Source organism: Luteimonas sp. TWI596, assembly GCF_039674105.1.
Lineage (GTDB): Bacteria > Pseudomonadota > Gammaproteobacteria > Xanthomonadales > Xanthomonadaceae > Luteimonas.
In genome coordinates, this window is sequence record NZ_JBDJMU010000001.1 from 261695 (window position 1) to 284305 (window position 22611).

Sequence of the window (22611 nt, forward strand, 5' to 3'; positions counted from 1 at the left end):
CGCGCGCGGTGGGTTGCCATTCCTCCACCAGGCCCCACACTTGAGGGATGACCGATCTCTCCCCCGCGACTGGCGACGCGCTGGCCCTCGCGCAGTCCCGTCTGCTATTGCCCGCCGGCCTCGACAGCGCACATCTCGACCGCACCTTCTCTGCGCTGCTCGGCCCGGGCATCGACTTCGGCGACCTGTACTTCCAGCACGCGCGCCGCGAGAGCTGGTCGGTCGAGGACGGCATCGTCAAGAGCGGCTCGCACGCGATCGAGCAGGGCGTGGGCGTGCGCGCGATCAGCGGCGAGAAGACCGGCCTGGCCTACTCCGACGACATCGATGCGGTGGCCCTGCTGGGCGCGGCGCGTTCGGCGCGTGCGATCGCCCGCGACGGCCGCGCGCATGCCCCGCAGGCGCTGGTGCGCGCGCGCGCGCATGATCTCTACCCGTCCGGCGACCCGATCGACGCACTGGGCAGCGCGGAGAAGGTCGAAGCGCTGCGCCGGATCGACCGCTTCCTGCGCGCCGCCGACCCGCGCGTGCAGCAGGTGAGCGTCAGCCTGACGGGCGGCGTGGACACCATCCTGGTCGCGCGCAGCGATGGCGTGCTCGCCGGCGACGTGCGCCCGCTGGTCCGGCTCAACATCCAGGTGTTGGTCGAGCAGGACGGCCGCCGCGAGTCCGGCTATGCCGGCTACGGCGGGCGCTACAGCTATGCCGAACTGCTCGGCGACGGACGTCCGGAGCACTTCGCGCGCGAAGCGCTGCGCCAGGCCCTGGTGAATCTCGAGGCCGTCGACGCGCCGGCCGGCGTGATGCCGGTCGTGCTCGGCGCCGGCTGGCCCGGCGTGCTGCTGCACGAGGCCGTCGGCCACGGCCTGGAGGGCGACTTCAACCGCAAGGGCACCAGCACCTATGCCGGGCGCGTCGGGCAGCGCGTGGCCGCGCCCGGGGTGACGATCGTCGACGACGGCACGCTGGCCGGCCGTCGCGGTTCGCTGAACGTCGATGACGAAGGCACGCCGACCCAGTGCACCACGCTGATCGAGGACGGCGTGCTGACCGGCTACATGCACGACACCCTCAACGCGCGCCTGAGCGGTGTCGCCTCGACCGGCAACGGCCGCCGTGAATCGTTCGCGCACCGGGTGATGCCGCGCATGACCAACACCTACATGCTGGCTGGCCGCGACGACCCGCAGGACATGATCCGCTCGGTGAAAAAGGGGCTGTACGCGGTCAACTTCGGCGGCGGCCAGGTCGACATCACCAGCGGCAAGTACGTGTTCTCGGCGACCGAGGCCTACCTGATCGAGGATGGCTGCATCACCGCCCCGGTCAAGGGCGCCACGCTGATCGGTAATGGCCCCGAGACGATGCAGCGCGTGCGCATGGTCGGCCACGACATGGCGCTCGACGACGGCGTGGGCATCTGCGGCAAGGACGGCCAGAGCGTCCCGGTCGGCGTGGGCCAGCCGTCGTTGCTGATCGACGGGCTCACCGTGGGTGGTACCCAGGCTTGAGCGCCGTAATCGGTGGTTCGGGACTCGTGATGCCAGGCTGCACGTTGGCGCGCGCGCAGCCGGGCTGCGCTGTCGTATCGCCGGTCAACAATGGCGATTCAAGGCGCTTCGGGCTTGTGCGCCACCGTATCGCGCAGCAGCCGGAACAGGTCCCGGAACGCCGCCGGCGGCTTGTTCTTCGCCCGCTCGGCCAGCGCGTTGCGCACCAGTTGGCGCAGGCGCTGGCGGTCGGCCTGCGGGTAGGCCTCCAGCAGTTCGGCCAGCGCGCCGTCGCCCTCGTCGAGCAGGCGCGTGCGCCAGCTCTCGGCGCGGTGCAGCATCGCGGTCTCGATGCGCGAAGCCTCGCCGCCGGCGTCGAGCGCGTCGCGGATCGCCTCCAGCGTCTCGTCTTCCTCGCGGCGCATCTGCTTGGCCAGAAACGCCATCTGCCGCTTGCGCGCGATGTGCGAGGTGATCCGGCGCGTCTCGGCGATGTGCGGCAGCAGCGCGTCGGGCACCGGCAGCTTCGCCAGCCGCCCCTCGGGCAGCGCCACCAGCGCCTCGGCCAGCGCCAGCACCTCGAGCGCCTCGCGGCGCTGCTGCTTGCGGCTCGGGCTCAGATACTCGCCGCTGTCTTCGTCTATGCCTCTCATCGCAACAGGATAAGCCATTGACCATGTCCCCATCGCAGATTGCCGACCGCGTGCCGGGTGACGACGCCATCGCTCGCCTCGATGCGCTGGCCGGGCTGTCGCAGCGCCTGCTCGAGCGTTGCCGTGCCCAGGGTGCCAGTCAGGCCGAGGTCGCCTGCTCGGAAGATGCCGGTCTCAACATCGACGTGCGCATGGGCGAGGTCGAGACGGTCGAGTCCACCCAGGATCGCGGCATCGCGGTGACGGTCTACTTCGGCCGCCGCAAGGGCAGCGCGAGCACCGCGGACCTGCGCGAGGAGAGCCTGGCGGCGACCGTCGATCAGGCCTGCGCGATCGCCCGCTTCACCGAGGACGACCCCGCCGCGGGCCTGGCCGACGCCGAACTGATGGCGCGGCCGGGCGCCGACGGCCGCTTCCCCGAATTCGACGCCTGGCACCCCTGGGCGCTCGACGCCGATCGCGCGGTAGACCTGGCGCTGGCCTGCGAAGCCGCGGGTCGCGACACCGATGCGCGCATTGGCAACTCCGATGGCGCATCGGTCTCGACCGCGCGTGCGCTGCACGTCTACGCCAACAGCCACGGCTTCATCGGTGCCGAGCGCAGCAGCCATCACAGCATCGGCTGCGCGCTGATCGCAGGCAGTGGCGAGCAGATGCAGCGCGACGGCTGGTACAGCGTGGCTCTGGCGGCCGACGACCTGGAGCCGGCAGCGGCGATCGGCCGCCGCGCCGCGCAGCGCACACTCGCGCGCCTCGATCCCCGGCCGGTGCCGACCGGCAGCTACCCGGTGCTGTTCCAGGCCGACGTCGCCCGGTCGCTGGTCGGGCACTTGCTCGGCGCGGTCTCGGGCGGCGCGCTGTATCGGCGCGCCAGCTTCCTGCTCGACAGCGCCGGCACGCAGCTGTTCCCCACCTGGTTTTCGATCCACGAGCGGCCGTTCCTGACGCGCGGATTCCAGTCCGCCGCCTTCGACGCCGAAGGCGTGGCGACCCGCGAGTCGCCGCTGGTCGAGGCCGGCGTGCTGCAGCGCTACATCCTCGGCAGCTATTCCGCGCGCCGGCTCGGCCTGCAGACCACCGCCAACGCCGGCGGCGTACACAACCTGGAGATCGCCGCCAATGCAGGCGATCTCGACGCGATGGTGCGCGACATGGGCCGCGGACTGCTGGTGACCGAGCTCATGGGGCAGGGCGTCAATGCGGTGACCGGCGACTATTCGCGCGGCGCGGCCGGGTTCTGGATCGAGGGCGGCGAGATCCGCCACGCGGTCGACGGGATCACTATCGCCGGCAATCTGAAACAGATGTTCGCCAGCATCGAGGCGGTGGGCACCGATGTCGACCCGCGTTCGCATGTCCGCACCGGCTCGATGCTGATCGGTCGGATGACGGTGGCCGGCACGGATTGACGTATGCTCGCACCGCCGGCCGCGGTGGCGATCGTCGCCTGGCCCAGCGCATCTTCTTTCACCTTGCCTATGGGGACTTCGCAATGAACGATTTCGATCCGGCACCGGCACCGGCCGCGGCCACCACGCAGGACGACCGCACGTTCGCGATGCTCACGCATCTGTCGTGCATCATCCTGGGCTTCATCGTGCCGCTGATCATGTGGCTGGTGCACAAGGACCGGCCCGAGAAGGCTTTCGTCACCGACCAGGCCAAGGAAGCGCTGAACTTCCAGATCACGCTGACCATCGGCTACGTCATCGGCATGGTGCTGACGATCATCCTGATCGGCGGCCTGATCAACCTGGTGCTGTGGATCCTGTGCGTGGTGTTCAGCATCGTCGCCGCACTCAAGGCCAAAGAGGGCGTGGCCTACCGCTATCCCTTCGCGCTGCGCCTGATCAGCTGACCGGCACGCACCGCAGCCTCTCGAACCCCGGCCTGTGTGCCGGGGTTCTTCCTTCTTCTCCAGCGTGCGGGAATGCGCACCCTTCAGCAGACGGCCAAGCGGTGATCGAAGGCAGATTGCAGAGGTCTGCAGCAGACTGGTGGCAGGGCGTCGCGCCCAGCGCCATCAAAACCGGGGTCAGAGTGCAATTTCGCGGGGCGAAAATGCACTCGGACCCCGGTTTTTGGTTTGGGGCGATCGCGATTTTCCAATCTCAGGGCGATCCCCAGCGGTCGTATCGCACCCCTGCCATCGGTTGGGTGCCATCGGTTGGCTTGCGCCGCCGACGCGCGGCGCCATCATGGATCTGCCCTCGACGTTTCCTGGAGACCCCCCATGTATGCATCGACGCTTCCCCAGGCCCCGCCCGCCATCGTCAGTCGCCAGTGGGCCGCCGGTACGCACATCGGCGCACTGGTGCTTGCCTTGCTGACGAGTTGGATGTCGGGCGTGGCCGGTATCGTCGTCGCCGGCACCGTCTACCTGGTCAAGCGCGACGATGATGCCTTCGTTGCCGGACATGCGCTGGAAGCGCTGAACTTCAACTTGAGCATGTTCCTCTACGCCTGCGCGCTCGGCGTGACCGGGCTCATGCTGCTCGGCATGACGGTGCTGACGCTGGGCATCGGGGCGATCGTCACGCTGCCGCTCGGCCTGTTGCTGGTGCTGGGCGCGGTCGCGCTGGCAGTGCTCTGGCTGGTCTGCGGCATCGTGGCCGCAGTCAAGGCCTGGAACGGCGAGACCTACCGCTACCCGCTTACGCTGCGCCTGATCGGCTGACGCCGTAGCGCGCAGTCCGCTCGGCCTCCGTGCGGCATCGCGCGGGCTCGTGTGCATCAGCGTGGGGTGCGTCCGCTCGCGTCGGTCGGGTCCAGCACCGCAAGGGCGGCCGGTGTGGTCATGCGCAGCCGCAGAGCGTCGACGGGAAGATGCCGGCCCAGGCCGGCAGCGGATGTGGACTGCGTTTCCGGCCCGCCCGGCTCAGTGGTCGCGTTCGATGGCCTGCCGTCCGAGCTCGGCCAGCGGCGCGGTGGTGTCGCCGAACGGTGCCAGTGCGTCGCGCATGCGCGAGGCGAGCTCGGACAGTCGCGCGCGTGAGGCGTCTGCACCGATCAGGGCCGGGAACGTGGCCTTGTCCTGTGCGATGTCCTTGCCGGCGGTCTTGCCCAGCGTCGCGCTGTCGCCTTCGATGTCGAGCAGGTCGTCGCGGATCTGGAACGCGAGGCCGAGTGCGGTCGCGAAATCGTCGAGCCGGGCCCGCGTCGTGGCGTCGACGTCGGCCGCCAGTGCCCCGAGCGCGACCGCCGCGCGCAGCAGCGCGCCGGTCTTGAGCGCATGCAGACGCTCCAGGCCCGCGATGTCGCGCGTACCGCCACCGCCGGTCGCGGCGAGGTCGATCGCCTGGCCGCCGCACATGCCCAGCGCGCCCGATGCCGAGGCCAGCCGCGCGACCATCGCCAGCCGCGTTTCGGCCGCAAGCGGCGCTTCGGCGAGCACCGAGAACGCCAAGGTCTGCAAGGCGTCGCCGGCGAGGATGGCGGTGGCTTCGTCGAAGGCGACGTGCACGGTCGGCTGGCCGCGACGCAGCGCGTCGTCGTCCATCGCCGGCAGGTCGTCGTGGACCAGCGAATAGGCGTGTACGAGTTCGACCGCGACCGCCGGCGCATCGGCCTGCGGGGGCGCGGCGCCGAAGGCCGCCGCGGTGGCGTGGACCAGCAGCGGCCGCATGCGCTTGCCGCCGAGCAGCACCGCATGGCGCATCGCGGCGTCCAGACGCGGCTCGCCGCCTGCGGCGGTGTCGAGCGCGCGTTGCAATGCGGCGTCGGTGCGGGCGCGCCAGTCACCGATGCGCGCGGCGATCGCGCCGGCGGCCTCAGGCATCGGGATCGTCGACCTGCTCGCCGCCGAACGGCTGGCTGCGCTCCGGGGCGGCCGGGTCGCTGAGCAGGCGCACGCGCTGCTCAGCGTCCTCGAGCGCCTGGCGACAGCGGCGGTACAGGCCGACGCCGCGCTCGTAGGCGCCGAGCGATTCCTCCAGGCTCAGTTCGCCGCCTTCCATGCGTTCGACCAGCGCTTCGAGCTGGCCCAGGGCGTTTTCGAAGTCGGCGACCGGGGACGGATCCTGGGCGGACGGGGTGGGCGTGGAAGCGGATTTGGCCATGCCTGGATTCTAAGCGATGACGCCTGGGCGAGGGCTGAGTGCGGCCCTCAAGGCGACGGCGTCTCAGCCGGTGTGTCGTGCACTGCCGCGTCGTGCGCCCAGCGCAAGCGGCGGCCGCCGTCGCGCAGCCAGGCCTCGAATGCGCCGTCCAGGACGAGGTCGCCGGCCGCGAGCACTCGACCGCTGGCATCGATGAGCAGCGGCAATCGTTCGCGAAGCCAGGGCGGCACCGCGCGATCCTGCAGCACGTGCTTGAGCGCGTGCGAATGGGTCCGGCCGGGCAGGGCGATCCGCTCGCCGCCGCGCCGGGCCCGGACCTGCCAGTCCAAGGGGGCGTCCGGCGGTGGCCCGTGCAGGTGCAACCGGTCGCCGCCGGGCAGCACGAGCGGCGCAGTGCCGGCCCAGTCGACGGCAAACTCGCGCGGCAGCGGCGTGCGTTGCGGCCCTGCGTGCAGCAGGTCGCGCCAGCGCTGCAGCCGGCAGTGCGCCCAGTCGAACTGGGGGCTGCGATCCCCCGCAGGCATCTGCAGCGTGGCCTCGCACCAGGCGCTGCCCTGGCGCGGCAGCGGCGGCAGGCCCAGCGCGGCGATCCAGCGCCGCAGCACCCGCGCACGGCGCGCGGTCGGCAGCGTGCGCAGCCGTGCCACGTCCAGCATCGCCGGGTCGGATGTGCGCACCTTGGCCAGGGCCGCGGTGTCTTCGTCGTCGAGCAGGGCGATCGTCGTGCGCTGCAGCGTCGCGACATCGGTCAGCACGGCGTCGGCCTGCGGCCAGCGTGTGCGCAGCAGCGGCAGCACACGATTGCGCAGGAAGTTGCGGTCGGCGTCGTCTGCGGCGTTGCTCGGATCCTCGATCCAATGCAGGCCGTGGCGCATGGCATAGGCCAGCAGTTGCGCGCGCGCTACTGCCAACAACGGCCGCCACAGCCAGCCGGCGCCGAAGGGCCGCAGCGGCCGCATCGCGGCCAGCCCGTCGGGACCGGCGCCGCGCAACGCGCGCAGCAGCACGGTCTCGGCCTGGTCGTCGCGGTGGTGGGCCAGGACCGCGACCGCTCCGGGTGGCAACCGCGCCTGCAGCGCGGCATGGCGGGCCTCGCGCGCCGCGGCCTCCAGGCCGCGGTCGCCGTCGCGCGCGACGGTCACGCGCAGCACCTCGCAGCGCACGCCCAGCGCGGCGCAGACGGCCTCGCAATGCGCGGCCCAGGCGTCGGCCTGCGGCTGCAGGCCGTGGTGGACGTGCAGCGCGACCAGGCCGCGTACGCGCGCGCGCGCATCGTGTGCGAGCAGGTGCAGCAGGGCGGTCGAGTCGAGGCCGCCGCTGAACGCCACGTGCAGCGGTCCGTCGCCGGGCGGCGCGGGCAGCGTCGGGTCTGGGAACGGCGCGGACATCCGCGCATGGTGCCATGCGATCGGAATGCAGCGATCCGGCCGCGTGGTCGCGGACGCGGGGGCACAGGGCCTACAGTCGGCGACCCGCCTGCAGGAACCTGCAATGTCCGACCTGTTCTCTGCGCTGGCGCAACGCGCGCTGACGCTGCGCAACCGCATCGCCGTCTCGCCGATGTGCCAGTACAGCGCCGTCGACGGGATGCCCGACCACTGGCATCTGGTGCACCTGGGCAGCCGCGCGGTCGGCGGCGCCGGCCTGGTGATCGCCGAGGCCACGGCGGTGTTGCCCGAAGGCCGCATCTCGCCCGACGACGTCGGCCTGTGGAACGATGCCCAGACGCAGGCCTGGGCGCCGATCGCGGCGTTCGTGCGCGCGCAGGGCGCGGTGCCTGGAATCCAGCTGGCGCACGCCGGGCGCAAGGCGAGCACCTACGCCCCGTGGCGGGGCCATGGCGCGGTCGCGCAGGCCGAGGGCGGCTGGCAGGTCGTCGCGCCGTCGGCGTCGGCCTACAGCGAGCGTTACCCCGCGCCGGTCGCGCTCGATGCCGACGGCATCGCCGGCGTCGTCGCGGCATTCCGCGCGGCCGCGCAGCGCGCGCTCACCGCCGGCTTCGAGCTGGTCGAACTCCACGCCGCCCACGGCTATCTGTTGCACCAGTTCCTCTCGCCGTTGTCGAACACGCGCGACGATGCCTGGGGCGGCGGCTTCGAAGGCCGGACGCGTCTGGTGCTGGCGGTCGTCGATGCGGTGCGTGAGGTCTGGCCCGAGCGGCTGCCGCTGTGGCTCCGGCTCTCGGCGACCGACTGGGTCGAGGGCGGCTGGGACGTCGAGCAGAGCGTCGCATTGGCGCGGCTGCTGGCGCCGCGCGGGGTCGACCTGCTCGACGTGTCGTCGGGCGGGCTGTCGCCGGCGCAGCAGATCGATGCGGTGCCCGGCTACCAGGTGCCGTTCGCCCGGCGCATCCGCGCCGAGGCCGGCATCGCGACCGGCGCGGTCGGGCTGATCACCACGCCCGAGCAGGCCGAGCGCATCGTCGCCGACGGCGACGCGGACGTGGTGCTGCTGGCGCGCGAGCTGCTGCGCGATCCCTACTTCCCCAGGCGCGCGGCGCAGGCGCTGGGCGCGTCGCTCGAGCCGCCGGTGCAGTACCAGCGCGCCTGGTAACAGCGCGCGTCGCCCGAAAGCGCGGTACGGGACGGGCAGACGCCCGTCCCGATGCGATCACGCTGCCTCGTAGGCGCCGTAGCTGCGCAGACGCTCGTAGCGGCGCTGCAGCAGGGTCTCGACCGGCAGTTGCTCGAGCTGGTCGAGTTCGTTCATCAGCACCGCCTTGAGCCGCGTCGCGGTCTGCCGCGGATTGCGGTGGGCGCCACCGATCGGCTCGCGCACGACCTTGTCGATCAGCCCCAGCTGCTTGAGCCGCTTGGCGGTCAGGCCGAGCTGCTCGGCGGCATCGCGCGCCTTGGCCGCGTCCTTCCACAGGATGGACGCGCAGCCTTCGGGCGAGATCACCGAATAGGTGCTGTACTCGAGCATCACCGTACGGTCGCCCACGCCGATCGCCAGCGCGCCGCCCGAGCCGCCTTCGCCGATGACGGTGCAGATGATCGGGACGCGCAACTCGGCCATCTCCATCAGATTGCGCGCGATCGCTTCCGACTGGCCGCGTTCTTCGGCGCCGATGCCCGGATAGGCACCGGGCGTGTCGATGAAGGTCAGCAGCGGCAGCTTGAAGCGCTCGGCCATCTTCATCAGCCGCAGCGCCTTGCGGTAGCCCTCCGGCCGCGGCATGCCGAAGTTGCGCCGCACCTTGGTCTTGGTGTCGCGGCCCTTCTGGTGGCCGATGATCATGACGCTGCGCCCATCGATGCGGCCCAGGCCGCCGACGATCGCGGCATCGTCGCCGTAGGCGCGGTCGCCGGCCAGTTCCTCGAACTCGTCGCAGAACGTGCGGATGTAGTCGTTGGTGTAGGGCCGCTGCGGGTGGCGCGCCAACTGCGAGACCTGCCACGGGGTCAGGTCGCGGAAGATGTGCGCGGTGCGCTTGCGCAGCTTGTCGCGCAACGTGGCCAGTTCGGCGTCGATGTTGACGGCCGGGCCATCGCTGGCCTGGCGCAGTTCCTGGATCTTGGCTTCCAGGTCGGCGATGGGCTGCTCGAAATCGAGGTAGTTCGGGTTCATGACGCGCCGTCGGGTGACTTGGGGGAAAGTGTAGCCGACCGGCCCTGGGCGCCCCGTACGGCGGGGTGCGTTGGAACGGCCGGAAGGGCGACCGGGCGGCCGGGCCTCACCGGGGCAGGACCAGCGCGCCGGCGCCCATCAGCCGCCCGTAGAGGTCGATGAAATCGTTGTAGGCCTGGTTGTCCTGGGGGCTCTGGTCGACGTGCAGCATCGCGGTTGCGCCGGTGACGGCCATCAGGGCCTCGTGCGAGCGCTTGCGCACCGCCTCGCAATCGGCCGCATCGTTGACCTGCAGGCGCTGCGCGTAGGCCTCGCGTAGCGGCGCCGAATGGGGCTCGAACGCCTGCGGCAGCGGCGGCAGCTCGGCCGGTGCGGTCTCCAGCGCCCGCGCCGGCTGCGTGTAGCCGCCTGGGTGCAGCCGCGCAAACTCGCCCTGGCGGTCGCTGGCGTCCTCGATGTAGTCGATGAATGCCTGGGGCGTGAACAGCTTGGTGCTGATCTTGCCGCCATTCTCCGGGATCCGCGCCACGGTCTGCTGCTTGGGGAACGCCTCGCGCACGCCGAAGTCCCAGGACCGGTCGATGAACAGGCCGTTGTACTGCTCGAAGGGCCCTTCGTAGACCGCGTCGCCGAGCTCGACGGTGGCGATCGCCGCGCCGAAATTGCGCAGCTTGGACGCGTCGGCGACGTAGATCTCGCGGGCCAGCACGTAGTCCGACAGCGTCGGGTTGATCAACGTGCCGCGTTCGGCGCCGCAGACCGAGATCCGGACCTCGCCGGTACGCTCGGCGCGCAGTGTGTGCGGGCCGGCGTCGAGTTCCAGCGCCGCGCTCGCGCCGGGCGCCACCTCGTGGGTCTTGCCGTCGATGGTGACCTGGACTGGCGCGTCGGTGGGGTTGTCGATCTCGAACGAGGGCGTAGACGGGCTGCAGGCGGCGAGCAGCAACACAGCGCTCGCCGTGGCGAAGGATCGGATCATCGTGTCTCTCTTGGACGGGGGGGAGTGGGGCCTTCAGCCGGCCCGGTTCAGTGCGCCCATGGCTTGCTCATGTCGAGCCGAGCGACCCGCACGCCCGGCTGCGCGCGCAGCGTGCCGGGCAGTTCGGCATCGGCGCGGACGCCGTGGCTGCCGTTGACCTCGAGCGTGCCGGCTGCGCCGGCGGGCAGCAGCAGGTCGAGGCGCAGCGCGGTCTTGCCGGGCCGGTGCTGCGCCAGGAGCTGTTCGATCCGCGCCATCGTGCCGGGCACGCGCAGGTCCAGGCGCAGCGACAGCCGACGCGCGTGTTCGGGGCAGACCGCGTGGAAATCCCAGCAGCGCTTGACCCGCAACGCGAAGCCGCCGCTGAACTCGTCCTCGCGCAGGCCGCCCTCGACGATCAGGATGCGGTCGCGGGTCAGCAGATGCGCGTACTCGGCACTGGTCTCGGAGAAGAAGCCGCACTCGAGCCGGCCGCGGCCGTCCTCGAGCAGCACGAAGGCCTGCGCGTCGCCGCGCTTGCGCATCGACGACACTTGGCCGGCGACGATGACCTGGGTCTCGGGTCGCCAGCTGTTGCCGCCGGCCTTGGCATCGCGCGCGGCCCACAGGCTGTCGAGCTGGCCGAGGTCGGTGCCCACCAGCGCCTGCAACTCCTCGCGGTAGGGGTCGAGCGGATGTCCGCTGAGGTAATGGCCGAGTGTCTCGCGTTCGCCGTCGAGCTTCTGCCGCAGCGGCCATTCGTCGCATTCGGGCAGATCGATGTGCAGCACGTCGTCGCCGCCCATGGCGCTGCCGAACATGTCGACGATGCCGGCGCTGCGGTTGCGCGCGAGCTGGTCGGTGGCCTTGATCGCCTCGGGCAATTGCAGCATCAGCGAGGCGCGGTTGCGGCCCAGCGCGTCGAGCGCACCGGCGTTGATCAGGGCTTCGAGCGTGCGCTTGTTCAGGCGCTGCGAATCGACCCGGCGGCAGAAGTCGAGCAGGTCGGTGTAGACCCCGCCGCGCGCGCGCGCTTCGACCACGTTCTCGCAGGCGCCGCGGCCCACGCCCTTCACCGCGCCCAGGCCGTAGCGGATCGTCGTGGGGTCGATCGCCTCGAACATGTACGCCGAGGCGTTGACGTCGGGCGGCAGCACCTCCAGGCCCATCGCCCGCGCCTCGGTCAGAAAGCCGGTAACCTTGTCGGTGTTGTCCATGTCCGAGGACAGCACGGCGGCCATGAACTCGGCCGGGTAATGCACCTTGAGCCACGCGGTCTGGTAGGCGACCAGCGCGTAGGCGGCCGAGTGCGACTTGTTGAAGCCGTACTCGGCGAACTTCTCCATCAGGTCGAAGATCGAAGTGGCGACCTTGGGATCGACACCGTTCGCGGCCGCGCCGGCCTCGAACTTGGCGCGTTCCTTGGCCATCTCCTCGGCCTTCTTCTTGCCCATCGCGCGGCGCAGCAGGTCCGCGCCGCCGAGCGAATAGCCGGCCAGGACCTGGGCGATCTGCATCACCTGTTCCTGATAGACGATGACGCCGTAGGTGGGCGAGAGCACCGGCTCGAGCGAGGGGTGCGGATAGGTCACGTCCGTGCGGCCGTGCTTGCGGTCGACCCATTCTTTGTCCATCCCCGAACCCAGCGGGCCGGGACGGAACAACGCGGCGAGCGCGATGATGTCCTCGAAGGTGTCGGGCTGCGCGCGCTTGAGCAGTTCGCGCATGCCGCGCGATTCGAACTGGAACACCGCGACCGTATCGCCGCGGGCAAACAGGTCGTAGGACGCCACATCGTCGAGCGGCAGCGCGGCGATGTCGAGCGGCGCCTCGCCGGCCGCCGCGCGCCGCCGGTTGATGGCCTTGACCGCCCAGTCGATGATGGTGAGCGTACGCAGGCCCAGGAAGTCGAACTTCACCAGGCCCACCGATTCCACGTCGTCCTTGTCGAACTGGGTGACCGGGTTGCGGCCGCGGCCGCCTTCGTCGTGTTCGGCGAACAGCGGGCAGAAATCCGACAGCGGCGAGGGCGCGATGACCACGCCGCCGGCGTGCTTGCCGGCGTTGCGGGTGAGGTCCTCGAGCTGTAGCGCCAGGTCCAGCAGGTCGCGGACGTCGTCCTCGTCGTTGTAGCGCGCGATCAACTCGTCCGAGCGCCAGGCATCGTCGCTGCGCGATTTGTCGGTGCGCCCCAGCGCATCCTCCAGGCCGATGCCCAGCGTCATCGGCACCAGCTTGGAGATGCCGTCGACCATGCCGTAGGGAAAGCCCAACACGCGGCCGGTGTCGCGTACCACCGCCTTGGCCGCCATCGTGCCGTAGGTGATGATCTGGCTGACGCGGTCGCGGCCGTACTTGGCGGCGACGTAATCGATGACCTCGTCGCGCCGGTCCATGCAGAAGTCGATGTCGAAGTCGGGCATCGACACGCGTTCGGGATTGAGGAACCGCTCGAACAGCAGGTCGTAGGGCAGCGGGTCGAGATCGGTGATCTTCAGCGCCCAGGCCACCAGCGAGCCGGCGCCCGAACCGCGGCCCGGACCGACCGGGATGTCGTGCTCCTTGGCCCACTTGATGAAGTCCGAGACGATCAGGAAGTAGCCCGGGAAGCCCATCTTGCAGATGACGTCGAGCTCGATGTCCAGCCGCTCGAAATAGCTTTCCCGGGTGTGTCCGGGCGCCAGCGGGTACTTCGCCAGCCGCTCCTCCAGGCCCTCGCGCGATTGCACCCGGATCCAGCTGTCGAGGGTTTCCTCGGCGGGCACCGGGTAGGCGGGCAGGTAGTAGGTGCCCAGGCGCAACTCGAGATTGCAGCGCTGCGCCAGCGCCAGCGTGTTGTCGATCGCGTCGGGCGCGTCGGCGAACAGCGCGGCCATCTCGTCGGCCGACTTGAAGTACTGCTCGCGGGTGTAGAGGTGAGGCCGGCGTGGATCGTCGAGCACCCGGCCGGTGGCGATGCACACGCGCGCTTCGTGCGCGTCGAAGCCCTCGGCATCGAGGAAGCGCACGTCGTTGCCGGCCACCACCGGCAGCGACAGGTCGGACGAGACCTGCATCGCGAGCGCGTTGTGGACCGTTTCCTCATCGACGCCGCAGCGGGTGAGCTGCAGGAACAAGCGCTCGTCGAACACCTCGCGCCACTGCGTGTACCACTGCCGTGCCAGGTCCTGGCGGCCACCGGCGAGCAACCGCGCGGCCGGCCCGTGGCGCCCAGCGATCGCGAACAGGCCGGCATTGCATTCGCGCAGCCAATCGGGCCGCACCACCACGCCGTCGGTCCGGTGGCCCTCCATCCAGGCGCGCGTCAGCAGACGCGACAGCGACAGGTAGCCGTCGTGGTCGCGGCACAGCAGCGTCAGCGTCGAGGCCGGCTCGTCGCCTTCGGCCAGCGAGATATCTGCGCCCATGACCGGCTTGATGCCCGCGCCTTCGGCCGCGCGGTAGAACTTCACCAGCGCGAACAGGTTGTTGCGGTCGGTCAGCGCGACCGAAGGCTGGCCGAGTTCGGCGCAGCGTTTGACCAGCGCCTTGATCCGGATCGTCGAATCGGCGAGCGAGTATTCGCTGTGGACGTGAAGGTGGACGAAGCGCGCGGGCATTGCGGGGGCGAGGCGGCCGGAGCGTCAGGGTAGGGCCGTGGCGGGGGGCGGACAAGGCTTGACAGCCGGGCGACCGCCGCGCGGCGCGGCCGGGCAGCCGCCGCAGGGCAGTCGGCGTTCAGGCCAGGGCGGGCGCGTCGAACAGATCCGCCAGCGCGGGCGGCGGCGCGGGTGCGAGCAGCCGGGAGACGGGGGCGAAGCTGCGCCGATGGTGAATGCACGGGCCGTGACGCTCGAGCGCGGCGAAGTGCGACGGGGCGCTGTAGCCCTTGTGGCGGTCGAAGCCGTAGACGGGAAACTGCGCGTGCAACGCGACCATCGCGCGGTCGCGGGCGACCTTGGCGAGGATCGAGGCGGCCATGATCGCTTCTTCGATGGCGTCGCCGCCGACGATCGCGCGCGCCGGACACGGCAGGCCGGGCGGCAGCCGGTTGCCGTCGACGAGCACCCGCTCGGCGGCCGGGGCCAGCGCCTGCACCGCGCGGGTCATGCCGACGTGCGTGGCGTGGTAGATGTTGATGCGGTCGATTTCCTCGACGCCGACGAACTCGATCCGCCAGGCCAGCGCGCGCTCGACGATCTGCGGATACAGCACCTCGCGGCGCTTTTCGGTCAGCTTCTTGGAGTCGTCGAGGCCGGCGATCGGCCGCTTGGGGTGCAGCACGACGGCCGCGACCACGACCGGGCCGGCCAAGGGGCCGCGCCCGGCTTCATCGACGCCGGCCACACGCAGGCGCCGGGTCATGCCGGCGTCCCGTGATGGGAACCGGCCGGCAGCGCTGGCGGCGCCAGCTGCGCAACGGCGTCGGCGGCGCTCGCCGAAGCGCCCTGTCGCAACTGCAGATGCAGGTCGCGGTAGATGGGCTGCAGCGCGGCGCTGGCGGCGGGGTCTTCGAACCAGTGCAGCACCGCCTCGGCCAGCCGTTCGGGCGTGCAGTCCTCCTGGATCAGCTCGGGCACGATCGCGCGGCCGGCGAGCATGTTGGGCAGAGAATAGCGATCGACTTTCATCAGCTTCAGCAGCCGGACGAGGAACGCCGTGCTCGGGGCGATGCGGTAGCCCACGACCATCGGCCGCTTGGCCAGCAGTGCTTCGAGGGTCGCGGTGCCCGAGGCCAGCAGCACCACGTCGGAGGCGACCATCGCGGCGCGCGCCTGGCCATCGAGGACGCGTACGTCGAGCGCGGCGAACCGCGGATGCGCCAGCAGGGCGTCGATCGCCGTACGGCAACCGGCATTGGCCGCCGGCACGACGATGCGCAGGCCCGGCAGACGGGTGGCGACGCGGGCGGCAGCATCGAGGAAGGTGTCGCCCAGGCGCCCGATCTCACCCAGCCGGGAGCCGGGCAGCACCGCCAGCACCGGCGCGTCGCCGTCGAGCGCAAGCGCCCGGCGCGCGGCATCGCGATCGGGCTCGAGCGCGAGCATCTCGGCCAGCGGATGGCCGACGAAGCGCGCATCGACGCCGTGTGCGGCGTAGATCGGCGGCTCGGTCGGGAACAGGCACAGCACCCGGTCTGCGCTGCGTCCGATCTTCGCCGCGCGGCCCTGGCGCCAAGCCCAGATCGACGGACTGACGTAGTGCACCGTGCGGATGCCGTGCTGCTTGAGCGTGCGCTCCAGCCCGAGATTGAAGTCCGGTGCGTCGATGCCGACGAACACGTCCGGCCGCCAGGCCAGCAGGCGGGCGCGCAACGCGCTGCGCAACCGCAGCAAGCGCGGCAGGTGCCGCAGCACCTCGCTCAAGCCCATGACCGCCAGTTCCGAGGCGTCGTACCAGGTCGTCATCCCGGCCGCGCGCATCGCATCGCCGCCGACGCCGACGCACTCGATATCGGGGTGGCTCGCCCGCAAGCGTTCGATCAGCCCCGCACCGAGCAGGTCGCCGGAGGCTTCGCCGGCGACCAGCGCGACGCGAAGCGGGGGCTTGGCGGCGCGTTGGACGTTCTGGATGCTGGGTTCGGGATTCGACACGACAGATCGACGGCGCAGGGATCGGGGCATTGTGCCCGCTCGACGCCCGAATCCCGAATTCCCGATCCGGGCGTCAGCGCAGCAGCGGCCGCTCGCTGGCGTCGATGAACGCGAGCATCGCGCGGACATCGGCGCTGTCCTGGGCCAGTTCCGCCAGTCGAGCGCGGGCAGCCTCGAGCGGTTCGCCCGAGACGTACAGCGCGCGATAGGCGCGCTTGATCGCGGCGGTGCGGTCGGCGTCGAAGCCGCGGCGCTTGAGACCCTCGGCGTTGATGCCGCGCGGGCGGCCGTAGCCGTCTTGGGCGACCATCACGAACGGCGGCACGTCGCCGTTGACGAACGCGCCCATGCCGATGAACGCGTGCGCGCCGATCCGACAGAACTGGTGGATGCCGACGAAGCCGCTGAGGATCACGTGATCGCCGACCTCGACGTGGCCGGCCAGTGTGGCGTTGTTGGAGAACACGCAATGGTTGCCGACGATGCAGTCGTGGGCGACGTGGGTATAGGCCAGCAGCCAGTTGTCGTCGCCGATGCGGGTCGCGCCGCCGCCGTCGCCGGTACCGCGGTTGATCGTGACGAACTCGCGGATCGTGTTGCGATCGCCGATGGTCAGTTCGACCCGCTCGCCGCGGAACTTCTTGTCCTGCGGTTCGCCGCCGATCGCGGCGTGGCCGTGGACGCGGTTGTCGCGTCCGATCGTGGTCGGGCCGTGGATGCTGCAATGGGGCCCGATCACGGTGCCATCGCCGATCTCGACCTCGGGGCCGATGATCGTGAAGGCGCCGATGCGCACGCCGGCGCCGAGCCTGGCGCCGGGATCGACGACGGCCGTGGCGTGGATCGCGGCCTCGGTCATCGTCAGTCCTTCACTTCCGCGCACAGGATGTCCGCGCATGCGGCCTGGTGGCCGTCCACGCGAGCGATGCCGCTGTAGAGCGTCATGTTGCGGATCTCGCGCTTGATGCTCACCTCCAGCTCCAGCCGGTCGCCAGGTACGACCATGCGCGAGAACTTCGCCGCATCGACCTTGACCAGGTACGACAGCGCGCCCTCGCAGGTGCGGCCGCGACTGAGGTGGCTCAGGATGCCGCCGGCCTGCGCCAGCGCCTCGATCACCAGCACCCCCGGCATCACCGGATGGTCGGGGAAATGGCCCTGGAAGAAGTGCTCGTTGGCCGAGACGTTCTTGTAGCAGAGCACGCGCTTGCCCGACTCGAACTCGACGACGCGGTCGACGAGCAGGAACGGGTAGCGGTGCGGCAGCAGCTTGCGGATGCCGCCGATGTCGATCGGCAGCGTCAGGTCCAACGTCATTCATCCCCCTTTGCGCGCGCGCCGATGCGGCGGGCGAGCGAATCGAGCTGGCGGATCCGCACGGCATTCTTGCGCCATTCCCGGGTGGGCTGGGCAGGAATGCCGGACGAGTACTCGCCCGGCTCGGTGATCGAAGCCGACACCATCGTCATCGCGTGGACGACGACCTTGTCGCAGATTTCAAGATGGCCGGCCACGCCGACCTTGCCGGCCAGCATGCAGTAGCGGCCGATACGGGTGCTGCCGGCGATGCCGACACAGCCGGCGATCGCGGTATGTGCACCAATGTGGACGTTGTGCGCGACCTGGATCAGGTTGTCCAAGCGCACATCCTCCTCGATCACCGTGTCCTCGAGGGCGCCGCAGTCGATCGTGGTGTTGGCGCCGATGTCGCTGTCGTCGCCGACCACCACGCCGCCGAGCTGAGGCACATTGAGCCAGCGGCCGCCCTCCATCGCCAGGCCGAAGCCGTCGGCGCCGAGCACGGCGCCGGGATGGACGGTCACACGCTGGCCCAGTCGGACGCGCTTGACCAGCGACACCCGTGCGACGAGCCGCGCACCTTCACCCACCACGCAGTCCTCGCCGATCGTGCAGCCCGGGCCGATGGTCGCGCCGGCAGCGATCACGCTGCGCGCGCCGATCGTGGTCATCGGGCCGATCGACGCCGTGGGATCGACCGACGCGGTCGCATGGACCACGGCGGAAGGATGGACGCCTGCAGGCGCATCGGCGCGCGGCGCGAACAGCGCGGCGATCTTCGCGTAAGCGACGTAGGGATCGCGCGCGATCAGCGCCGTGCCCGCAAATTCCGCCGCATCGGCCTCGCGCAACACGACGATGCCGGCCGCGGTGTGCGCGAGCTGCGGCCGGTAGCGGGGGTTGGACAGGAACGCGAGCTGGTCGGGACCGGCCGCCGACAGTGTGGCGACGCCGACGACGGCGACGCCGGGATCGCCGTGGACGGTCAGCGCGAAGCGGTCGGCGAGCGCGCGGGCGGTGAGGGGCGCATGGGCAGTCATCGGTCCAGGCGGCTCAGAACGCGCCGCCGAACGTGAACTGCAGGCGCTCGAGCTCGTCGCCGCCACGGATCAGCTCGCCCGAGCCGCCGCGGACTTCCTTCTGGCTGCGCAATGGGTAGGCGTAGCTGATCGAAATCGGGCCGACCGGCGCACGCCACATCAGCGCCACGCCCGCCGAGGCGCGCAGTTCCTTGGCATCCCAGGAATCGATGTTGCGGAACACATTGCCGAAGTCGACGAACGCCGAGATGCGCGCGGCCGGGGACTTGATCAGCTGCGGAAAGAACATCTCGAATGAACCGACGGTCTTGACCGCGCCGCCGATCGGCTGCCGGTAGCTGCTGGCGAACGCGGTCTCGCGCGGGCCCAGGGTGTTGTCGCGGAAGCCGCGCACCGAGCGTGCACCACCGGCGTAGAAGTTCTCGAAGAACGGCAGGCCGGAGGCGGTCACCGTGCGCACGTAATCGGGCGAGGTCGGCTCGCACGGCGAGCTCGGCGTCGGATTGGGATTGGCCTCGGTCGATGCGACGTAGCAGGTGTTGCGCACGATGTCGTCGCCGTAGCTGTCGCCGTAGCCGATCTCGGCACGAGTGTTGAGCACCAGATAGCGGCTGAGCGGCCAGTACTTGGAGATCTCGTAGTTGAGCTTGAAGTACTCGGCGGTCGAGCCGGGCAGGGTGGCCTCCAGCGAGACGCGCTGCATCATGCCGCGGGTGGGCTGCAGATAGTCGTTGCGGGTATCGCGGGCCCAGGCCAGTTCGCTGCGCCAGGCGTGGAAGGTGCGCGAGCCGAACGCCTCGATGTAGTCGACGATCGAGTCGGGCGAGGAGCCGCGCCAGGCGAAGATCTGGTTGCGGTCGACGCCGAACAGCAGCGAGATCGAGTCGTTCTCGGTCAGCGGGATGCCCAGGATGGCCTGGCCGGCGGCGCTGGTCGACGAGTACTGCGCGGTGTTGAACTTGGAGTTGTCGAACTCGCGCCACCACAGGTTGTAGCCCAGCGACATGCCGCCGTCGGTGAAGTACGGATTCATGAACGAGAACGAGTAGCGCTGCAAGTAGGTGTTGCGCTGCGCCTCGACCGACACCCTGTTGCCGCTGCCCAGGAAGTTGTTCTGCGACAGCTGGACCGATGTGGTCACGCCGGCCAGCTGGGAGTAGCCCAGGCCGAACACGAAGCTGCCCGACGTGGTCTCGGTCATGCTGAACACCACATCGACCTGGTCGTTGCTGCCCGGCACCGGCTGGGTCTCGACATTGACGCTGCCCGATTCGAAGTAGCCCAGGCGCTGGAGTCGGACCTTGGAGCGGTCGATCGCGGCCTGCGAGTACCAGCTACCCTCGAACTGGCGCATCTCGCGGCGGATGACCTCGTCGGAGGTGCGGCTGTTGCCCTTGAACTGGATGCGCCGCACCTGCACGCGCGGGCCGGGCACGACCTGCAGGTTGATCGCCACGGTGCGGTTCTCGCGATCGACTTCGGGGATCGGATTGACCTGCGCGAACGCGTAGCCGATGTTGCCGAGCGTGGCGGTGATCGCATCGGAGCTCAGCTCGAGCAACGCGCGCGAGAACACCTGGTCCTTCTTGACGAAGACGCGGCTCTCGATCTCCTCCTTGGGCAGCACCGTGTTGCCGGTGATCTGCACGTCCGACACCTTGTAGATCTCGCCTTCGGTGATGCCGGCGGTGATGAACATGTCGGCCTTGTCGGGGCTGATCGCGACCTGGATGCTGTCTTCGCTGAAGTCGATGTAGCCACGGTCGAGGTAGAAGTTGTGCAGCTTCTCGCGGTCGCCCTCGAGCTTTTCGCGCGAGTACTGGTCGTCGCGGCGGTACCAGCTGAGCCAGTTGGATTCGCCCGACTCCCAGTTGTCGGTCAGCGTATCGAGGTCGTAGACCTCGTTGCCGATGATGTTGATGTGGCGGATCTTGGCCGCCTTGCCTTCCTCGATGTTGATCGCGATGTCGACCCGGTTGCGGTCCAGTCGCGAAACGGTCGGGGTGATCTTGACGTTGTACTTGCCGCGGTTGTTGTACTGGCGGACCAGTTCCTGGGTCACGCGGTCGAGATCGAGGCGGTCGAAGGTCTCGCCTTCCGACAGACCGATGTCGTTGAGGCCCTTGGTCAGGTCCTCGGTCTTGATGTCCTTGTTGCCGGTCAGTGTCAGCCGATTGATCGCCGGCCGTTCGGTGACCGTGAACACCAGGATGTCGCCCTGGCGCGCGACCTGGATGTCCTCGAAGAACCCGGTGCGATAGAGCGCGCGGACCGCCTCGGAGATGCGGGTCTGGTTGACCGCGTCGCCGCGCTCGATCGGCAGGTAGGTGAACACCGTGCCGGCACCGATGCGCTGCAGGCCGTCGACGCGGATGTCGCTGACGGTGAAGCTGCTGGCAGCCGGCGGCGCGAGCGGTGGCAGCGCCGCGGCGGGCGCGGCAGGTGCGTTGGCCGTCGTCTGGGCCCAGGCCGGAGCGGCGATCACCGCGGCGAGGGCGAGGGCGAGCAGGCGGCGGTCGGGGATACGCGTCATTCTTCGGGTCCGGGTAGGGGAGGGAGTCCGGCGCAGGGCGACGGAAACCGGGTCGGGGCGGTTGTCTAGCGCACCAGTTGCAGGATGTCGTTGTAGAACGCCAGGCCCATCAGGCTGGCCAGCAGGGCCAGGCCGACGTACTGCCCGGCCACCATCGTGCGCTCGCTCACGGGGCTGCCTTTGACCAACTCGATAAGGTAATACAACAGGTGGCCCCCATCCAGCAGGGGGATCGGGAGCAGGTTCAGGATCGCAAGACTGAGCGACAGCAGGGCGAGGATCGTCAGATACCAGGCCGCGCCTTGCTGGGCGTAGGTATTGGCCGCCCGGGCAATGGTGATCGGCCCGGCGACGGTGTTCTCCAGGGCCACCCGGCCGGAGAACGCCCGCCCGATCATGCCGACCAACTGGCCGGTCAGATGGCCGACTTCGCGCACCGCGACCGGCGCGGCGGCGAGCACACCGTAGCGCTGCATCGCATCCTTCGGGGGCATGGGCAGGTTGCGCGGGGGCGCGATGCCCAGCGCCCAGTACTGGCCGCGGCCGTCGGGCAGGTCCATGCGTCCGGGGGTGATCTCCAGCGCCAGGCGCTCGCCGTCGCGGGCGACCTCGACCATCGCCGCACCGCCGCGCTCCCCCAACCGCTGGACCAGCGGGCCGATGTCCTCGAATGCGCGCACCGGGCTGCCGTCGACCGCAGTCACACGGTCGCCTTCGGCGAGGATGCCCCAGGCCGCGCTGTCGGGCTCGACCCGTCCCACCAGCGGCGGCACCAGCAGGTGCCGCGGCAGCAGGCCGATGGCCTGGATGAAGCGCCGCTGGTCGAAGCCGTCGGGCAATTGCGACAGGCGCAGGTCGCGCACGACCTGGCGGTCGCCGGCATCGGTGACGCGCAGTGCGATGTCGCGATGGTCGAGTGCGGCCGGCAGCAGTGCCTGGTGGACCTCAGACCAAGTCGGGGTGGCCCGGTTGCCGACCTGGTCGACCCGATCGCCGGGCTGCAGGCCCGACGCCTGGGCGATGCCCGTGCTCTGGCCCACCACCGGCGCGTAGTCGGGCCGTCCGATCACGAACATCGCCCACAGCAGCGCCACGCACAGCAGCAAGTTGGCCAGCGGGCCGGCGGCGACGATCGCGATGCGCTTCCACACCGAGGCCCGGTTGAAGGCCTGGGCGGCCTGGTCGGCGGGCACCGCGCCTTCGCGCTCGTCGAGCATCTTGACGTAGCCGCCCAGCGGCAGCATCGCGATCTGGTACACGGTGCCGTCGCGTCCGCGGCGCGACCACAACGGACGCCCGAAGCCGATCGAAAAGCGCAGCACCTTGACCCCGCAGCGACGCGCAACCCAGTAGTGCCCGAACTCGTGAAAGGTCACGAGCACGCCCAGGCTGACGATCAGCCACCACACCGAGCCGAGGAATTCAGACATCGCGCAC

At 70.2% G+C, this 22611-nt stretch carries 18 protein-coding genes and 1 pseudogene; 5 read left to right on the plus strand and 14 right to left on the minus strand.

The features are described from left to right. Window positions 1-47 precede the first annotated feature (47 nt). Window positions 48-1511, plus strand: a complete 1464-nt coding sequence (tldD, locus tag ABE487_RS01160; RefSeq protein WP_346450997.1) for a metalloprotease TldD — start codon at window positions 48-50, stop codon at window positions 1509-1511. Between the two features lie 128 nt (window positions 1512-1639). Here the strand turns inward: tldD and yjgA are convergent. Beyond that, window positions 1640-2143 (minus strand): annotated as a pseudogene (gene yjgA, locus ABE487_RS01165) (ribosome biogenesis factor YjgA); the annotation flags it as partial. A gap of 23 nt (window positions 2144-2166) precedes the next feature. Between yjgA and pmbA the strand changes: the two are divergent. The 3 genes from pmbA to ABE487_RS01180 all read left to right on the plus strand — a co-directional run bounded on the left by pmbA (window position 2167) and on the right by ABE487_RS01180 (window position 4820). After that, a complete protein-coding gene (pmbA, locus tag ABE487_RS01170; protein WP_346450998.1) occupies window positions 2167-3552 on the plus strand; it encodes a metalloprotease PmbA in 1386 nt (461 codons plus the stop codon). Between the two features lie 83 nt (window positions 3553-3635). Then, a complete protein-coding gene (locus ABE487_RS01175; RefSeq protein WP_346448925.1) occupies window positions 3636-4001 on the plus strand; it encodes a DUF4870 domain-containing protein in 366 nt (121 codons plus the stop codon). A gap of 375 nt (window positions 4002-4376) precedes the next feature. Continuing rightward, complete coding sequence (locus ABE487_RS01180; protein ID WP_346445045.1) at window positions 4377-4820, plus strand: DUF4870 domain-containing protein; 444 nt, start codon at window positions 4377-4379, stop codon at window positions 4818-4820. A gap of 201 nt (window positions 4821-5021) precedes the next feature. On the opposite strand, the gene ABE487_RS01185 is transcribed toward ABE487_RS01180, so the two are convergent. From ABE487_RS01185 to tilS, 3 genes are read right to left on the minus strand one after another with little or no spacing between them, the layout of a single operon-like run. Next, window positions 5022-5921 carry a farnesyl diphosphate synthase gene (locus ABE487_RS01185; RefSeq protein WP_346448999.1) on the minus strand — a complete coding sequence of 300 codons (900 nt, stop codon included), beginning with the start codon at window positions 5919-5921 and terminating at the stop codon, window positions 5022-5024. Further along, window positions 5914-6201: an exodeoxyribonuclease VII small subunit gene (locus tag ABE487_RS01190; RefSeq protein WP_346449001.1), complete on the minus strand. Its 288-nt coding sequence runs from the start codon at window positions 6199-6201 to the stop codon at window positions 5914-5916. Before ABE487_RS01190 ends, ABE487_RS01185 begins: the two co-directional genes overlap by 8 nt. Window positions 6202-6248: 47 nt before the next feature. After that, a complete protein-coding gene (gene tilS, locus ABE487_RS01195; RefSeq protein WP_346452606.1) occupies window positions 6249-7589 on the minus strand; it encodes a tRNA lysidine(34) synthetase TilS in 1341 nt (446 codons plus the stop codon). Window positions 7590-7692: 103 nt separating this feature from the next. Between tilS and ABE487_RS01200 the strand changes: the two genes are divergently transcribed. After that, entirely contained in the window at window positions 7693-8754 is a 1062-nt protein-coding gene (locus ABE487_RS01200) for an NADH:flavin oxidoreductase/NADH oxidase (protein ID WP_346452607.1), read from the plus strand. Between the two features lie 57 nt (window positions 8755-8811). On the opposite strand, the gene ABE487_RS01205 is transcribed toward ABE487_RS01200, so the two are convergent. The 10 genes from ABE487_RS01205 to rseP form a co-directional block, all read right to left on the minus strand. After that, the gene (locus tag ABE487_RS01205) at window positions 8812-9771 is read right to left on the minus strand and encodes an acetyl-CoA carboxylase carboxyltransferase subunit alpha (protein WP_346445036.1); all 960 of its coding nucleotides are present in this window, start codon (window positions 9769-9771) and stop codon (window positions 8812-8814) included. Window positions 9772-9877: 106 nt separating this feature from the next. After that, complete coding sequence (locus ABE487_RS01210) at window positions 9878-10750, minus strand: hypothetical protein (RefSeq protein WP_346452608.1); 873 nt, start codon at window positions 10748-10750, stop codon at window positions 9878-9880. Between the two features lie 47 nt (window positions 10751-10797). Continuing rightward, the gene (dnaE, locus tag ABE487_RS01215) at window positions 10798-14328 is read right to left on the minus strand and encodes a DNA polymerase III subunit alpha (protein WP_346452609.1); all 3531 of its coding nucleotides are present in this window, start codon (window positions 14326-14328) and stop codon (window positions 10798-10800) included. A gap of 118 nt (window positions 14329-14446) precedes the next feature. Next, window positions 14447-15073: a ribonuclease HII gene (gene rnhB, locus ABE487_RS01220; RefSeq protein ID WP_346449009.1), complete on the minus strand. Its 627-nt coding sequence runs from the start codon at window positions 15071-15073 to the stop codon at window positions 14447-14449. Continuing rightward, window positions 15070-16302, minus strand: a complete 1233-nt coding sequence (gene lpxB, locus ABE487_RS01225; protein WP_346449010.1) for a lipid-A-disaccharide synthase — start codon at window positions 16300-16302, stop codon at window positions 15070-15072. The genes rnhB and lpxB overlap by 4 nt, the downstream gene beginning before the upstream one ends. A gap of 73 nt (window positions 16303-16375) precedes the next feature. Then, complete coding sequence (gene lpxA / locus ABE487_RS01230) at window positions 16376-17161, minus strand: acyl-ACP--UDP-N-acetylglucosamine O-acyltransferase (protein WP_346445026.1); 786 nt, start codon at window positions 17159-17161, stop codon at window positions 16376-16378. Between the two features lie 2 nt (window positions 17162-17163). After that, window positions 17164-17619 (minus strand): 3-hydroxyacyl-ACP dehydratase FabZ, encoded by a 456-nt coding sequence (gene fabZ, locus ABE487_RS01235; RefSeq protein WP_346445024.1) that lies wholly within the window; start codon window positions 17617-17619, stop codon window positions 17164-17166. Then, window positions 17616-18641 carry a UDP-3-O-(3-hydroxymyristoyl)glucosamine N-acyltransferase gene (lpxD, locus tag ABE487_RS01240; RefSeq protein ID WP_346445023.1) on the minus strand — a complete coding sequence of 342 codons (1026 nt, stop codon included), beginning with the start codon at window positions 18639-18641 and terminating at the stop codon, window positions 17616-17618. The genes fabZ and lpxD overlap by 4 nt, the downstream gene beginning before the upstream one ends. 13 nt (window positions 18642-18654) lie before the next feature. After that, window positions 18655-21174: an outer membrane protein assembly factor BamA gene (gene bamA / locus ABE487_RS01245; RefSeq protein ID WP_346445021.1), complete on the minus strand. Its 2520-nt coding sequence runs from the start codon at window positions 21172-21174 to the stop codon at window positions 18655-18657. Window positions 21175-21239: 65 nt separating this feature from the next. Continuing rightward, the gene (gene rseP / locus ABE487_RS01250; protein ID WP_346445019.1) at window positions 21240-22604 is read right to left on the minus strand and encodes an RIP metalloprotease RseP; all 1365 of its coding nucleotides are present in this window, start codon (window positions 22602-22604) and stop codon (window positions 21240-21242) included. Between the last annotated feature and the right edge of the window lie 7 nt (window positions 22605-22611).

Excerpts from the sequence above, each read along its gene's own strand:
- rnhB (WP_346449009.1), bottom strand. The coding sequence starts at position 15,073 with ATGACCCGGCGCCTGCGTGTGGCCGGCGTCGATGAAGCCGGGCGCGGC.
- rseP (WP_346445019.1), bottom strand. The coding sequence starts at position 22,604 with ATGTCTGAATTCCTCGGCTCGGTGTGGTGGCTGATCGTCAGCCTGGGC.
- pmbA (WP_346450998.1), top strand. The coding sequence starts at position 2,167 with ATGTCCCCATCGCAGATTGCCGACCGCGTGCCGGGTGACGACGCCATC.
- ABE487_RS01185 (WP_346448999.1), bottom strand. The coding sequence starts at position 5,921 with ATGCCTGAGGCCGCCGGCGCGATCGCCGCGCGCATCGGTGACTGGCGC.
- dnaE (WP_346452609.1), bottom strand. The coding sequence starts at position 14,328 with ATGCCCGCGCGCTTCGTCCACCTTCACGTCCACAGCGAATACTCGCTC.
- lpxA (WP_346445026.1), bottom strand. The coding sequence starts at position 17,161 with ATGACCGAGGCCGCGATCCACGCCACGGCCGTCGTCGATCCCGGCGCC.
- ABE487_RS01205 (WP_346445036.1), bottom strand. The coding sequence starts at position 9,771 with ATGAACCCGAACTACCTCGATTTCGAGCAGCCCATCGCCGACCTGGAA.
- ABE487_RS01180 (WP_346445045.1), top strand. The coding sequence starts at position 4,377 with ATGTATGCATCGACGCTTCCCCAGGCCCCGCCCGCCATCGTCAGTCGC.
- lpxD (WP_346445023.1), bottom strand. The coding sequence starts at position 18,641 with ATGACTGCCCATGCGCCCCTCACCGCCCGCGCGCTCGCCGACCGCTTC.
- fabZ (WP_346445024.1), bottom strand. The coding sequence starts at position 17,619 with ATGACGTTGGACCTGACGCTGCCGATCGACATCGGCGGCATCCGCAAG.
- ABE487_RS01200 (WP_346452607.1), top strand. The coding sequence starts at position 7,693 with ATGTCCGACCTGTTCTCTGCGCTGGCGCAACGCGCGCTGACGCTGCGC.
- ABE487_RS01190 (WP_346449001.1), bottom strand. The coding sequence starts at position 6,201 with ATGGCCAAATCCGCTTCCACGCCCACCCCGTCCGCCCAGGATCCGTCC.
- tldD (WP_346450997.1), top strand. The coding sequence starts at position 48 with ATGACCGATCTCTCCCCCGCGACTGGCGACGCGCTGGCCCTCGCGCAG.
- ABE487_RS01210 (WP_346452608.1), bottom strand. The coding sequence starts at position 10,750 with ATGATCCGATCCTTCGCCACGGCGAGCGCTGTGTTGCTGCTCGCCGCC.
- tilS (WP_346452606.1), bottom strand. The coding sequence starts at position 7,589 with ATGTCCGCGCCGTTCCCAGACCCGACGCTGCCCGCGCCGCCCGGCGAC.
- ABE487_RS01175 (WP_346448925.1), top strand. The coding sequence starts at position 3,636 with ATGAACGATTTCGATCCGGCACCGGCACCGGCCGCGGCCACCACGCAG.
- bamA (WP_346445021.1), bottom strand. The coding sequence starts at position 21,174 with ATGACGCGTATCCCCGACCGCCGCCTGCTCGCCCTCGCCCTCGCCGCG.